Source organism: Sulfuriferula sp. (genome assembly GCF_054605375.1).
Genome location: NZ_JBTSEG010000003.1, coordinates 201,547 through 215,829 on the forward strand (window position 1 = coordinate 201,547; position 14,283 = coordinate 215,829).

14 protein-coding genes are annotated in these 14,283 nt (G+C 55.1%); 2 read left to right on the top strand and 12 right to left on the bottom strand.

What is annotated here, in order from left to right; all coding sequences use genetic code 11:
* Positions 1-2: 2 nt before the first annotated feature.
* On the top strand, positions 3-800 hold the full coding sequence (locus tag ACYCZJ_RS03725) for a lysophospholipid acyltransferase family protein (RefSeq protein WP_461552875.1): 798 nt from the start codon (positions 3-5) through the stop codon (positions 798-800).
* 21 nt (positions 801-821) lie between these two features.
* Positions 822-1,586, top strand: coding sequence for a glycosyltransferase family 2 protein (locus ACYCZJ_RS03730; protein WP_461552876.1), 765 nt, complete (start codon positions 822-824; stop codon positions 1,584-1,586).
* Here the strand turns inward: ACYCZJ_RS03730 and ACYCZJ_RS03735 are convergent.
* The 12 genes from ACYCZJ_RS03735 to ACYCZJ_RS03790 form a co-directional block, all read right to left on the bottom strand.
* Positions 1,545-2,867 (bottom strand): cation:proton antiporter, encoded by a 1,323-nt coding sequence (locus ACYCZJ_RS03735; protein ID WP_461552877.1) that lies wholly within the window; start codon positions 2,865-2,867, stop codon positions 1,545-1,547. The two genes, ACYCZJ_RS03730 and ACYCZJ_RS03735, sit on opposite strands and share 42 nt — an antisense overlap.
* Positions 2,868-2,882: 15 nt before the next feature.
* Positions 2,883-3,656 carry a class I SAM-dependent methyltransferase gene (locus tag ACYCZJ_RS03740; RefSeq protein WP_461552878.1) on the bottom strand — a complete coding sequence of 258 codons (774 nt, stop codon included), beginning with the start codon at positions 3,654-3,656 and terminating at the stop codon, positions 2,883-2,885.
* 61 nt (positions 3,657-3,717) lie between these two features.
* The gene (locus ACYCZJ_RS03745; RefSeq protein ID WP_461552879.1) at positions 3,718-4,098 is read right to left on the bottom strand and encodes a GxxExxY protein; all 381 of its coding nucleotides are present in this window, start codon (positions 4,096-4,098) and stop codon (positions 3,718-3,720) included.
* Between the two features lie 46 nt (positions 4,099-4,144).
* Positions 4,145-4,864, bottom strand: coding sequence for a 3-oxoacyl-ACP reductase FabG (gene fabG / locus ACYCZJ_RS03750; protein WP_461552880.1), 720 nt, complete (start codon positions 4,862-4,864; stop codon positions 4,145-4,147).
* Positions 4,861-5,334, bottom strand: a complete 474-nt coding sequence (locus ACYCZJ_RS03755) for a 3-hydroxylacyl-ACP dehydratase (protein WP_461552881.1) — start codon at positions 5,332-5,334, stop codon at positions 4,861-4,863. Before ACYCZJ_RS03755 ends, fabG begins: the two co-directional genes overlap by 4 nt.
* Complete coding sequence (locus ACYCZJ_RS03760) at positions 5,328-6,122, bottom strand: beta-ketoacyl synthase chain length factor (RefSeq protein ID WP_461552882.1); 795 nt, start codon at positions 6,120-6,122, stop codon at positions 5,328-5,330. Before ACYCZJ_RS03760 ends, ACYCZJ_RS03755 begins: the two co-directional genes overlap by 7 nt.
* On the bottom strand, positions 6,119-7,318 hold the full coding sequence (locus ACYCZJ_RS03765; RefSeq protein WP_461552883.1) for a beta-ketoacyl-[acyl-carrier-protein] synthase family protein: 1,200 nt from the start codon (positions 7,316-7,318) through the stop codon (positions 6,119-6,121). Before ACYCZJ_RS03765 ends, ACYCZJ_RS03760 begins: the two co-directional genes overlap by 4 nt.
* A 116-nt stretch (positions 7,319-7,434) precedes the next feature.
* Entirely contained in the window at positions 7,435-9,552 is a 2,118-nt protein-coding gene (locus ACYCZJ_RS03770) for a putative bifunctional diguanylate cyclase/phosphodiesterase (RefSeq protein ID WP_461552884.1), read from the bottom strand.
* 3 nt (positions 9,553-9,555) lie between these two features.
* Complete coding sequence (locus tag ACYCZJ_RS03775; RefSeq protein WP_461552885.1) at positions 9,556-10,743, bottom strand: S-methyl thiohydantoin desulfurase domain-containing protein; 1,188 nt, start codon at positions 10,741-10,743, stop codon at positions 9,556-9,558.
* A 291-nt stretch (positions 10,744-11,034) separates the two neighbouring features.
* Entirely contained in the window at positions 11,035-11,715 is a 681-nt protein-coding gene (locus ACYCZJ_RS03780) for a phosphatase PAP2 family protein (RefSeq protein ID WP_461552886.1), read from the bottom strand.
* Positions 11,716-11,753: 38 nt separating this feature from the next.
* Positions 11,754-12,557 (bottom strand): polysaccharide deacetylase family protein, encoded by an 804-nt coding sequence (locus tag ACYCZJ_RS03785; protein ID WP_461552887.1) that lies wholly within the window; start codon positions 12,555-12,557, stop codon positions 11,754-11,756.
* A partial coding sequence (locus ACYCZJ_RS03790) for an MMPL family transporter (protein WP_461552888.1) occupies positions 12,550-14,283 on the bottom strand: 1,734 nt, incomplete at its 5' end. The genes ACYCZJ_RS03785 and ACYCZJ_RS03790, both read right to left, overlap by 8 nt.

Genomic DNA, 14,283 nt, shown 5'->3' on the forward strand with positions numbered 1-14,283 from the left:
TCATGCGCGGCGTATGGCGAGTGCTGGTGAATCTATACGATTATCTGGTGCTGTACTTGGGCCTGGTCTGGCTGGGAGTGGTCTGCCTGGCATGGACACCGCTGGCCATGATCTTCATGCCCTTGTTGCCGGCACGCCAGGGACAGGCACTGGGGCGCTTCGTCATCATGGCAGGTTTTCGCCTGTATCTTGCCAGCCTGACCATGTCGCGCCGCTGCAGCTTCGATCTGAAGGCGCTGGATGCGCTGCGCGATGAGCCGCCGCTGATTATTGCACCCAATCATCCGTGCCTGCTGGATGCCGTGATGGTGATTTCGCGCTTGCCGAACGTCGCCTGCGTGCTTAAGGCAGATCTGATGAACAATATTTTTCTCGGGGCAGGTGCACGGCTGGCGCGCTATATCCGCAATGAACCGGTGCGGCGCATGGTGCACCTGGCAACAGAAGATTTCGCCAGCGGCAGCCATCTGCTGCTGTTCCCGGAAGGAACACGCACCATTACGAACCCTGTCAATCCGCTCAAGGGCAGTATCGGCCTGATCGCGCATCATGCGCAGGTGCCGGTGCAGACAGTGCTGATAGAAACCGACTCGGCGTATCTGAGCAAGGGTTGGACACTATTCCGCAAACCGCCGATGCCGATCCATTACCGGGTGCGTCTGGGGCGGCGCTTTGATCCGCCACAACATAGCCAGCACTTCATGGCTGAGCTGGAACATTACTTTGCGCACGAGCTGGTGCAAGGCTCGGCTTTTTACCCGACCAACTCCCTGCCTATGCAGGCTGAGCGTGCGCTCTAACTCGATTTCTTATTCGCCGCCATGACCGCTGCCTCGACCACGCATCTCGTCCTTATTCCCAGCTATAACCCCGGCGCCAAAGTCTATGAAACCGTGCGCGCGGCACGCCAATACTGGACCCCGGTGTGGGTGGTGGTGGACGGCAGCAACGACGGCAGCATCGAGGGTTTGCAGGCGATGGCGGCAGAAGACGACGGCCTGCGGGTAATCATCCTGCCACGCAACCAGGGCAAGGGTGCGGCGGTACTGCACGGCCTGGAGCAGGCGGCTGCGGCGGGTTTCAGCCACGTATTGACCATGGATTCGGACGGCCAGCATCCACCCGAGCGTATCCCGGCGTTCATGACGGAATCCGCGCGCCAGCCAGCTGCGATGATATTGGGTGTGCCGGTGTTCGATGCCAGTGCGCCGGGCCTGCGCGTGCAAGGGCGGCGCATCTCCAACTGGTGGGCCAACCTGGAAACGCTGTGGGCAGGCATAGGCGACTCGCTGTTCGGGTTTCGCGTGTATCCGGTTGAAGCGTTGCGGCAGGTGATGCGCCATCAGCCGTGGATGCGCCACTTCGACTTTGATCCCGAAGCGGTGGTGCGCCTGTGCTGGCGTGGGGTCAGGCCGGTGAATCTGCCTGCCCCGGTGCGCTACTACCGCGCGGAGGAGGGCGGCGTGTCGCATTTCCGCTACCTGCGAGACAACGTGTTATTGAGCTGGATGCACACGCGACTGTTTCTGGGCTTCGTGCTGCGCTTACCCGTGTTGCTCATGCGCCGTGCGCTCGGCCGCATTTGAACGCGATGGCACCGGGATACCGATACGCGGCAGCCAGCGCCGCAACAGCGGGCTGGTAATCACGGTACTGAAAATCGCCATGATCACCAGAATGGTGAACATCTGCTGCGAGATCACCCCGAGGTCGTAGCCGACGTTAATCACGATCAATTCCATCAGTGCGCGCGTGTTCATCATGATGCCCATGACTTTGCCTTCCTGGTGACTCATCCCCGCTATACGTGCCGCCACGTAGGCGCCGCCGTACTTGCCCAGCGTGGCGAGGAACACGATGAGCACGCACCAGCCCCAGGCGGCTGCGCTGTCGAGGCTGCCGATATTGGTGCGCAGCCCGGTATAGGTAAAAAAGATGGGCAGGAAAAATACCATCACGAAAGGGCTGATGCGCGCCTTCCAGGTGCGCACAAAAGCGTGCTCGTCATGCAGCAACACGCCCATCATGAAACCGCCGAAGATGGCGAAAATACCGAGCTGGTAGGTGGTCATTGCCGACAGGAAAATGGCTGCCAGCACGATCCCGAGCAGGTTGTGCGAAAGCGCGCCCGAGCGTGCATCGCAGCGATGCAGGATGCGCTTCATGACCGGGCGCACGCCAAACCAGCTGAGCAGGAAAAATCCCAGTACCAGTAGCACTTTGAGAGCGAAGCTGGCGGCATTGAAATCGGACAGCGTGAGTGTGGTGATCAGCGCCAGCAGCAGCCAGCCGATGACATCATTGATCGCCGCCGCGCTGATGGCGATCACGCCAATCGGCATGCGCGTCATGTCGAATTCCATCATGATGCGGCCGAGTATCGGCAGTGCCGTGATCGAGAAGGCGGTCGCTACAAACAGCGCAGACCCCAACGCATGTGCGCCGGGGGACAGTATCGGCGCGCTGATCTGGCCGACTGCAAAACCCAGCGCAAACGGCACAACCAGGCTGGCGCCCGCCACCCACATCACTGCGCTGCGGTTGCGGCGTTCGCCCAGGTGCGAAAAATCGAATTCCAGACCGATCTGAAACATCAGCAGCACCAGACCGATTTGCGACAGCATTTGCATTGGTTCGGGCGCGCCGGAGTGGAATACATACTGAAATACGTCGGGTGCAAGCAGCCCGAACAGCGAAGGTCCGAGCAGAATGCCGATCACGATTTCACCGACCACCGCTGATTGCCCGATGCGCAACGCGATGCCACCGCCGATGCGCGCAGCGAGCACGATCACGGTGAGTTGCAGCAGGGTAAAAAACAGTAGTGCTTCGGTTTTATGCGCGGCGATGTGAACGGCTGTCGTCATGGTTTTTGCGGGCAATCAGCCAGGCTGGCCGGGATTGATCTTGATCGCCTGGTATTCTGAAAATATGCCGACCTCCAGATGGCGCTTAACCTGGGTCAGTCCTGCCGCGCTGAGCGTTGCCATGACTTGTTCGGGGGGAACGCAGGCTTCGATGCTATCCCAGTAATAACGCCAGATCGTCGCGGTATCCTTCTGTCTGGAAATGAATCGCGTGAGCAGCGGTATTACGCCGCGCATGTAGGTTTTGAGCAGCCATTGCCCAACACGGCTTTGCGCCTGGGTGATTTCGAGCAGGCATAGACGGCCACCCGGCTTCAGTACCCGTTCAAACTCCGTAAACGCTACGCCCAGGTCGCTGATATGGCGCAGTGCATAGCCCATGCTCAGGAAATCAAAATGATTGTCGGGAAAAGGCAGGGATTCCGCCCGGCCTTCCATCAGCACCATGGTCCTGGGCAGCTTGCTGGCTGCCATCATGCCGGGGCTGGGGTCGACCCCGGTAACCAGGGCGGGATCACCGGTCAGAATGCAGGCCTGTGCTGCAACCAGGCCGGTGCCGACACCGACGTCGAGCACCCTCATGCCGGGCTTTAAGCCGCCGCGAATCAGCGCCTGGCGCCGGTAGCGGGAACCGGATCCCCACGCCAGCATCGTCTCGATACAGTCGTAATCCGGCGCGGTATTGTCAAAAATCTGGCGCAGATAGGCTTGCCGATCCTGCTCGGTCTGGTAGTAATCGGTCAGCGGGATGTGCGGTGCATGCACGGGTGTAGGGGTGGGTGTTTTCATATTGTCACTCACTGTTAAATCACTGATGTCCACGAAAAACACGAAAGGGCACGAAAAGACTTCATAACACAATTCTTTCGACTGTTGCTTTCGGATGGCAACCGAAGTTGGCTAGTAGACCCAGGCGCATTCCTGTCGCTTTCAGGTAGTTCAGTACCTGTGCCTTATGTTCGCCCGTTGTGGCAGCAAGCGCTTTAATCTCAACAATAATGGATTCATGGCAAATAAAGTCGGGGATGTAGGTTTGCCGCAAGGGCTCGCCCTTATAGAAAAGCCTCAGTTCTTGATGCTCTCCAAATGGAATCCCTCGTTTTGAAAATTCCTTCGCAAGACACTCTTGATAGACAGCCTCCAGAAAACCACACTCCATCTCACGGTACACGTCAAATATTGCCCCTTGTATTTGATAACACTCTTCTCGATAGCGGATTTCTTCCCCCATTTTTTTCGTGCCTTTCGTGTTTTTCGTGGACCACCTGCTTTTAAGGTTAAATCATGCCGCCGTTGATGGAGATAATCTGCCCGGTGATATAGGCCGCCTGGTTCGAGGCGAGAAAGCCGATCAGGTCGGCCACTTCGTCGGGGGTACCCGCGCGTTTCATCGGCACCAGGCGTGCGATGTCCTGGGCGTCGAACGCGGATTCGCTCATCGGGGTGTCGATAATGCCGGGTGCCACCGCGTTGACGGTGATGCCGCGGCTGGCGACTTCCCGGGCCAGCGATTTGGTCGCCGAATTCAGCGCGCCCTTGGCGGCAGAATAGTTGACCTGGCCCGTATTGCCGGTCAGCGCGGCAATGGATGACACATTGATAATGCGTCCCCAGCGGCTGCGGATCATCGGCATCATCAGCGGCTGGGTGACGTTGAAAAAACCGTTGACGGATACGTCGATCACCCGGTGCCATTGCTCGGCGCGCATGCCGGGGAACACGGCGTCGTCATGGATGCCTGCATTGTTGACCAGAATCTGGATCGGCTGGTGTTCGACGAGCGGGGTCAGTACATCCGCTACCGCTGTGCTGTCAGTCACATCAAATGTCAGTGCCTGTGCGCTACCGCCGTCTGCACAAATGGCATCGGCCAGCGTCTGCGCGGCTTGCAGTCCATGATGGGCATGAATGTAGACATGGCAGCCATCGGCAGCGAGGCGGCGGCAGATGGCAGCGCCTATGCCGCCGCTGCCACCGGTAACCAGAGCGTTTTTCATGGAACCTCTCCTGAAGGGGATGTGAGTGCGTCAGCATCGAGCACGACCGCAGCGCGCCCATCCAGCAGCAGGTAACCCGCTGCGCTGACGCTGAATTGATAAAGAATATTGTTTTCACTGCGCGTGATGCAGGTGGCTTCCACTCGCAGATCGGCGGCGATGTCGTCCAGCCGCGGCACATACAACTGTGTGCCGCGCACGCTGACCAGATAGCCGACCCGTGCGCCGGTGCTGTCTGGCGGCGCCAGCAAGGCACCGTGTACGGCCATGGCCTGTGCCGCGTATTCGATACCGCAAGCGCTACCGAGCCGTCCGTAAGCACGCAACGGATTGTCGGCAGCACGATGGCTGCTGGCGCGACACTGGATAGACTGCTGATCCCATGTCTCCACGCAATCCAGCAGGCACATGCTGCCCTGGTGCGGAATATGGCTGGCAATCCAGGCTTGGTCCAGAACTGGATTCAGCATAGGGTGATTGCCACGGAAAGACGTGTGTTATCCAGGTAGTCCAACACCACGTGCCGGTCTTGGCCCAACGCGATTGCACGCAACAGTGGCAAGCCACGTGCGGCGGGAATGGTATTGCGCAGGTTTTCAAGCGCGGCATCATCGAGTTCGTCTGCGCTGGCATCGGTCAGGTCGACAGTAATTTGTGCAAGCGCCTGTGCACTGCGCTGGGGAGACAGCACCAAGGCAATGCCGAATGCATCGGGGATGGGCCTCGCGCTATACAGTGGCTCGGGATAGGCTGTATCGCACGCCAGTAATACGCTGCGTGTGTCATCAACTACCACCTGGGTCAGCGCTTCCAGCAATCCGGCTCCGAAGCAGGCATCAAATGCGCTCAATACCGATGAGCTGGTCATCGCGCCGGTGGCGATACTCCAGTAACCGGATGCCGCGTTATGCACGGAATTATGAAAACGGGTTGGTGAGATTTGCCGGTCATCTGTAGCAAGCATTTCGCAGATGACATGGCAGTTTTCCCCATCGCCACCAGAGGATGAAAACACGCTAGGCAGCGTGGCAGGATCGAGTCCGGCTGCCGCGATGGCTTCCAGCCCGGTTGCCAGGGTAAGTTTGACGATCGCGCCGCTGCGCCGACGCTCTGCTGCCGGCAGCAAGGCAGGGGGCGGCAGAATGGTTTTGCTTGGTTGATAGGGCGCTTGCCCGGCGAGCACAGCCTGGCTATCTGGCCAACTGGTCAAGCCCGGACCGAGCAGGCCGATCCCGTCGATATAGGCAGTGAGTATCATGAATTGTCCGCCCGTCCAAGAATCAGGCTGCAATTGGTGCCGCCGAATCCAAACGAGTTGCTGAGCACGCGCGTCACTGACTGCTCGCGATTCTCCAATATATAATCGAGACTCAGCGCGGGGTCGAGTTGCCGGGTGCCCAGCCCGGCAGGCAACAAGTTGTGTTGCAGTGCCAGCGCACAAATCACGGCCTCCACACCACCGGCAGCGCCCAGCGTGTGACCGGTTGCGCCTTTGGTGGAACTGCATGGTATGCCTGAGCCAAACAAACCCGTCACTGCCTTGCCTTCTGCAGCGTCGTTACTTTGCGTGGCAGTGCCGTGCAGATTGATATAGTCGATGTCAGAGGGGCTCAAACTCGCCATCTGCAATGCATCCTGCATTGCCATGTGCGCACCCAGTCCATCCGGATGGGGAGAAGACATGTGGTAGGCATCGCTGGATTCACCTATGCCAAGCAGTAACACGGCATCAGTATCCGGATGCTCCGGAGCGCGTTCCAGCAGCGCGAATGCAGCCGCTTCGCCAATCGAGATGCCATCGCGCTGTGAATCAAACGGGCGGCATGCCTGTTCGGAAATCAGGCCGAGGGAATTGAATCCATACAGTGTTGTCAGGCACAGCGAATCCACGCCACCCACCACGGCCGCGTCTATCAGTCCCGCAGCCATCATGCGTCGCGCCGAAGCAAATACTTTGGCACTGGACGAACACGCCGATGACACCACCACCGCCGGGCCGGTCAAGCCAAAATAATGGCGCGTGAAATCGGCGACGGAAAAAGTATTGTGTGTGGTTCCATAAATAAAGTCAGCAGGGAATGCACCGGTTTCCGGATCACGGTGCCGGTACGCCAATTCGGTTTGCAGGATGCCGGAAGTGCTGGTGCCGAGAAAGACGCCTATCCGCTGGCCACTGTATTTTTCAATGGCGGCATGCACAGCTTCAGCAAAGCTATCCTGTAGCAATCCCAGTAACGCCAAGCGGTTGTTGCGACAATCAAATTCTGACAGATGCGCAGGGAGTGTCATTTCATCCACCCCGGCTACTTCGCCAATAAAGGTTGTCAGTTCCACGGTGTCAAAAGCACAGGGTGCCAATCCGGCACGACTTTGGCGCAAGGCATCCAGAGTCTGGGTAAGGCCACAGCCGATGCTGCTGGTCGCGGTAAAATGAGAAAGCCAAAGCGGATTCAAGTTCAGGTAACCCAGTACAAATAGAACAAACTGTTAATAAAAAATTGAATGGGAGGCGTCATTGAGTGACGATGATTTTGATTCGTAAGGCGGGTAGCCCATATGAGAGATTGGCGTTATGCAGACAGTGATTCATCTGGTGGTGTTGCCCAGCATTCCAATGCTTGTTCAAACTCATTCACCGGCATTGGCTCCCCGAAAAGAAACCCCTGGAAGTTCAGGCAGTGATGCTGGATAAGAAAATCTTTTTGCGCTTGTGTTTCCACACCCTCTGCAAATACTTCCATACCAAGGTTATTCGCCAAGGCGATGATGGTTTGCACTATGATGACACCGTCGTGATTGTCGGCGATGTCGTGAATGAAACTCTGATCAATTTTCAGCTGGTCAAGGGGTAATTTTTGCAGGCTGGATAATGATGAGTGCCCGGTGCCAAAGTCGTCAATCGCGAATTTTATACCCAATTTCTTGAGCGCCTGCATTTTATTGATCGCTTCGGTAATGTTGCTCAATACCATGCTTTCAGTCAGTTCAAGGGTGATGTGCGCAGGATCAACTTTGGTCTCATTCAGTATATCGATAATCTGGTCGACGAATTCTGCCTGTAAAAATTGACGTGCGCTTACATTCATAGCGAGGTGCAGATGCGCTTTCCCCGGCTGTAGTTCCCATATTTTTAGTTGATGACAAACAGATTTCAATACCCACTGACCGATGGCAATAATCAATCCGGTCTCTTCAGCTATCGCAATAAAATCATCAGGTAGAATCATGCCCTGAACAGGATGTTGCCAGCGCAGCAACACTTCGGCACCAATAATAGAGCCTGCATTGTCCACTTGAGACTGATAATAAAGCACGAACTGCTGTTGGGTGAGTGCCTGTTTCATCGATTCCTCGAGGGAGGATCGGCTCTCGATTGCGGACTGCATATCCAGATCAAAAAAGCGAATCGCGTTACGTCCGGCTTTTTTAGCCGAATACATGGCGATATCCGCGCGCTTCATCAATTCCTCAATGGAAATTGAGTTGCCGGAAAATATAACAGCGCCAATGCTTGGCGTGCTATGGCGATTATGATTGGCGAGTTGGTATGGCTGGTTGAGAATAGCTAGAATTTTTTCACCAAATGCCTCGACCTGGAATGCCGCTTCTTGAGCTTTTTCGCTCAGATTTTCCAGGATAATCACAAACTCGTCACCGCCCATACGAGCAACAGTGTCTTCCTGTCGCATGCAAGCAGTAAGCCGTTGAGCGACCTGTTGCAGCAACAGGTCACCATGGTCGTGGCCCAGCGTGTCGTTCAGTGCTTTGAAATTATCCAGATCAATAATAATCAGGGCGCTCTGCATGCCGCTACGCGCGCTGGAAATCAATGCAAGCTGAAGCCGGTCAATGAGAAGTCGCCGGTTGGGCAGATTGGTCAGTGGATCATAGAACGCAATCTCACGAATCTTCAGGCGCTGCGAATTGAGCTCGGTGATATCGTGCCCAACACCCATGACAGAGACGATTGCACCATACATATCGCGCTCAGCTGTCAGCCGGATATGGCTGCAAAATTCCTTGCAGTTCTGGCCTGTCCAATTCAATTCGAATTCAACATCATTTCCTGTGTCAAATACCTGTCGAATTTTTGTCTCGTATATCGTCAGGTTTTCACCGCCAGGATATTCCGAAGGTTTTTTTCCGAGCAATGCTGTTTTTCCGCCCTCACACATTGCACACATGGATGGATTTACATAAATCCGGCGGCACTCACTATCGTAACGGACGATGGTATTCGGGGAATTTTCGACTAAAGTACGCCACTCCATCTCGCGTGCAGCAAGTAATTCTTCCTGTCGTTTTCTGTCATCGATATTGAAGGTTACGCCAATAAACCGTTGCCCCCGGCTATCTTCAGCGCGATCCATGATTTTTCCATAATTGGCATACCAGACCCATGGGCCATTCTTGGCGCGCGCCCTGAACTCGCTCCGGTATTGGGGCGTAGCGCCAGTTAAATGATCGGCGATGGCATTTTTGATTCGAGGGATATCATCAGGGTGAACGATAGTAAAAATACTGTCCATGCTTGAAGCGATATCCTCTTCACTGTAACCGAGTTCGACAAATATCTTGTTCGATTTGCAGATCACCTCCCCGGTCAGTAAATCGTTTTCCCATAGGTCAAGCCCTGCAGCTTCCAGGGCAAGCTCCAGGCGTTCCTTATTGATGTCTTTTTCAGCCATGTATCAATGATCAGGGTAGGGAAGCGCACCGGCGTAGCCGATGTTACGCAGCAATCCGGCGAACGATGCGATCACACCGGCCGTTTCGTATAGTTGTGATGCGGTTTCGATTTTGATAATACTGACAGCATAACCGGTACTTTTATTTTTCTTTGAATCAAAATAAGCCCCAAGATCATCCGTGGCATTGGTAAACCCGAGTCCGGTACTTTCCGAGTAATAACAGATTGAATCAGGGGCGATGATATCCGGTACGCTGCTCTGGCTTGAATACATGATCAGATTTTCATTCAAATTGTAAATATAGTGTGTCTCGGTGCTTTTTTCCTGGTCAGGATTATTATCAAGGCGGATGATGCCTGCATCGAGCGATGCGCTGTTGGTCGATTGTGTAACCGCCGTAATATAAAAGCTATTCAATGCGACTGTAGCCGTACGTCCGGTAATATCGGTAATCTGGTTTGCAACATCCGCACTGGAAGGCGGGGAGGAAGCGTCTAGCAGGAATTTTCCCAAAGCCCACACCTGCGTCAATGTTCCGGCAATGTAATTACCTGTCAAAGCATAATGATTGTTTGAATTGGACTGCCAAAGCGCGATTCCGGCAAAGCTGCCAAAGGCAGAAACGATACCGCCTGCCAATGTTTCAATTTGAGCGGCGGTCGGGGCATTCAGCGTGGCGGACTGTGAATTTTCTGCCGTCTGGTCATCGTTAGCCAGTATGCATGGACCGGCTGCAAGTGTGAGACTGCCGCCATAGGTGGTTTGCGGCAGTTCGGGGACGGCTCGTCCCGCACCGTCGCCGTTGACGACCCAGATGGCATTATCGGACAGAGCCGCTGCAATAAGTGGCACGATCGAATTGATCGGGCCGATTTCACCGGGAATGACGCATCCCAGCACTGTGCCGGCCGCGGTTTCAAAGGCATTCATGGTATTCAAGATGGAATATTCAACATCTGCCAGGGTGAGACTGTCCGCCGCATCCGGCGAACCCATCATCGCCAGCACACAGCAATTTGTTGCGCCATCATAGTTTTTTATTTGCACTGAACCCTGCCAACCGCGCTGGGCGAGTTCTTCGATCACTCTGATCGCATCGCCATAACTACCACCTCCACCACTTCCAAGAATGGCTGCACCCGCCGCAATGTATTGAAAATCAGTGATTCCAAACTCATAAGTCATCATGGTTTTCCGGATTGTGATGCAGTTCAATCAGGTAACTGCTGATCAACGAAAAAGTGCTACAAACTATAATCTTAAAAGATAAGCTGAGGGGCAAACTTACCGAGAACCGGGCCTGGCAACAATGCTGACGCTGTGGCGAGCCAATGAATGACTGCTCGGAAATGTGAAAGGCGGCGCTTTGGTATTCGCGCCGACAGGTCATTGCCCTCAACCATCAAGCTTTTGTTTTATTTTGTATTACGGATATTCAGCGAGGCAACTTTAACAGATATTAAGCTTATGCGGTTTGGATCAGCCGGATTGGCACCGTATCTTACCTGCGTCGCACAGTCGCAAAGACAGATGGGCGGCCAGCGCCCCCAGCGTTAAACCGGCCAATACATCTATCACCACATGCTGGCGTGTGGCCAATGTGGAATACAGGATGGCAGTACACCATATCCAGTTGAAGCTGAGTACCCATAATGGTGTGCCAAAGCGGCGTAGCAAGTGATGCAGCCAGATGCCTGAAAAAACGGCAGTCGTGACGTGAAGGGAAGGGCAGGCATTGCCTGATGCGTCCAGATTTTTAAGAAAATCCACGTTCGGGTAGCGGGTCCAGTCGATATTTGCTGACGGGACTGCGGTAGGCCAGAAGTAGAAAATGATTAAACCCACGAGACAAGCTGTAGCCATGGCTATTCCATAGCGATACATCTCGCGCCGTGTGGTCAGGAATACCGGGGGCAGGGAAACATAAATCCACAGCGATAAATATATCGGTAGGGCACGCGGCTGGAAAGCGATCCAGCGATCCAGCCAGGTGATGGGCATGACGGTGATCGGGTAGGCCGGATGTTTGAGCAAATAGAAATAAGCGCCGAAAAACACGCCGATAAAAAGCATGGTGCCGGTACTTTTGAGATACCAGTATTTTGGGATTACCGCCGCTGCCTGGCGGTACCAGGGTATCTGCAAGTGGCTGCTACTCACAGCTTGCCCTCCATCTGCTACTGTGCGATTGATCGGCATCACGAAAGCGCATGACGCAAAGTAACGAAACGCAGATTGGCTGTCGTGGCCGCGGCAAGCACGGTGGGAATCACGTCAAGAATAACGGGGATGCCGCTGGATGTGCGTGCTGCATTGCCATCATGCACCAGCAAAATGGAGCCTGCACACAGATCATCCAATAATTTGGCTTTGATGCGTTCAACATCATTGATCCGGGTATCAAAGCCACGTGCTGACCAGCTGGCAAGCTGCAGACCCAATTGGGCAAGCGCGGGGTCGAGAAAAGGATTTCGCAAACCGGCAGGCGCTCTGAAAAACAGCGGGCGCTGCCCGGTAATCGTGGTAAGCGTGTCTTGCGCGGCCTGTAATTCACGCCTGAAGCCGGAGTACCCCATCAAGGCAAAATAATGACGGTGATGCTGGCTGTGGTTTTCCACGGCATGGCCGCGCTGCACAATTTCGCGGCACAAGTCCGGATAATGCGCAGCTTTTTCACCGATACAGAAAAACGTGGCCTGAATCGCGTAACGATCCAGCATATCCAGTACCTGGGGGGTGACAATAGGGTCAGGGCCGTCGTCGATAGTCAGCGCAATTTCGTTTCTGGCTGTGGCGGCCGCCGGCAGTCGCGTCCAGTTCGCTCCCAGCCAGTGGCTGCGCGGCCATAGGCCAAGCAGCGTCAGCAATGCGTGGTTTGCCAGCACAGCACCGAGTGCCCAACGCCATTGAGCAGGTTCCGCGATGACCAGAATAATTGCCAGTACATGCAACGCGAGGGTTGCGTAGATCAATGGTGTGGGCTGCCAGGGTGAATTACGCATTGGATTTGCGCGCAAAAATAGCCGAGTAAATCAGCGCCAGGATAACGCCGGGTGCCACGGTAACGCCCATGGCCTGCAATATCGATACATTGGAAAATGACAGCAAACCGAATCCTGCAACCGTGGTGAGGTTGGCGAACAGCATGGACGCCAGGGTGCGAGGTGATATGCTTGGGTTATTCAGCCTGGTTTCAGGCTTTGTATCTCCACCCGTCGGTGGTTGATCAACATGGTCAAAAAACAGTGCGTAATTGGAACCCACCGCCACGACCAGCAGCAAGCCCACCAGATGCAGAATAATCAGCTGTTGTCCGAACACAGCCAATCCAGCAGTAACCGTAATGACTGCTGCCGCCAATGGTATGACGATTCGCAGTACGTGCGCAGGTGAACGAAATACGAATAACAGCAGGGCAATAATGGCAGCCAGGCCGCCAAGCGACAACAGGATGGCTTCATGCAAATAGCCGGAATAAAGACGGTCGGATTCGGCTTTCATATCCATGAACATGACATTCGGCAGCTTCGTGCTGCTTAATGCCGTGCGGATCTGGTCAGCGTTGATGCTTGCGCCTGCAGGAGCGGTGAGCGGCATGAGTGCGCTCCAATGACCACCCTGGTGGATGAGCAATGCATCCACAGCCATCGACATCGAGGTCTGATCCAGGTCAGTGGCTTTTATCAAGGGCTGATGACGTGCCGCAGCGACGTCAGCCAGGAAGGGTGCAAACAGGGATGCACGCACCGGCAAGCCTTGGGTGGCTTGCGCCAGATTCGATTCAAGGACCGCCATGGGAGGCAAGCTGGCCTGGCGGGCACGTTGCGTGGCTATGCTGGGAAGATAACGGCTCGGGCTTTCAAATCCGGCAAGTTCTCCTTGATCGACTTGCTTTTTCAGCACCTTGGAGACCTGTTCGGCGGAGACAAGTACGGATTCGCGGCTTGGCCCGGGTACCACCACCAGATAGCGAACATCCGGCGCGCCCATGTCGGCCCGTAATTTTGCATCCAGGTTTACATCTGCTTGCGACACCGGGCTTAATGAAGAAATTTTGTCATTCCATAAGTTGTTGCGGTGTTCAACAAGAATGGCGCAGGCCACTATCAGGATAATGATGGCCGGCCAGCGCAAAATGGAGGCACGTCCAACCAGGCGCGAGAGAGAGATACCGATCGCCGTGACATCATGGATACGGAAGTTCGTCGGTAACAGATGCGGCAGGACGAAGCGCGTAACCAACGCGGCAGCAATCAGACCGGCAATCGCATAGAGACCGAGTTGTGCCAGCCCCGGAAAGCCCGATAGTAGCAGCGAAGCAAAGCCGAAGATGGAGGTCAGCACACCGAGGCGGATAGTTGGCCAGAAGCGCTTGATCCAGTTTTGCTGATCCACCCCGCTTTGTTCGGATTGCACAAACAGATAAATCGAATAATCCACGGCCTCGCCGATCAGTGCGGTGCCAAACCCCAGGGTGATGCCATGCACCGCGCCGAATCCCAGACTGACTGCGGCAATACCCGCCAGGGCGCCGCTGATCACAGGTAAAAATCCCAATGCCAATGCAGTAAAGGAACGGTAGACCAGCAATAACAAGCTTGCAATGAGCACGACGCTGATGATGGACAGCCGGGTGACCTGACTTTTAATGGTATCGCGCGAGGTAACTGAAAACACACCGGGACCGGTCATCACCAGTTTGGCGGCAGGCGTTGCGCTCGGTGCGCT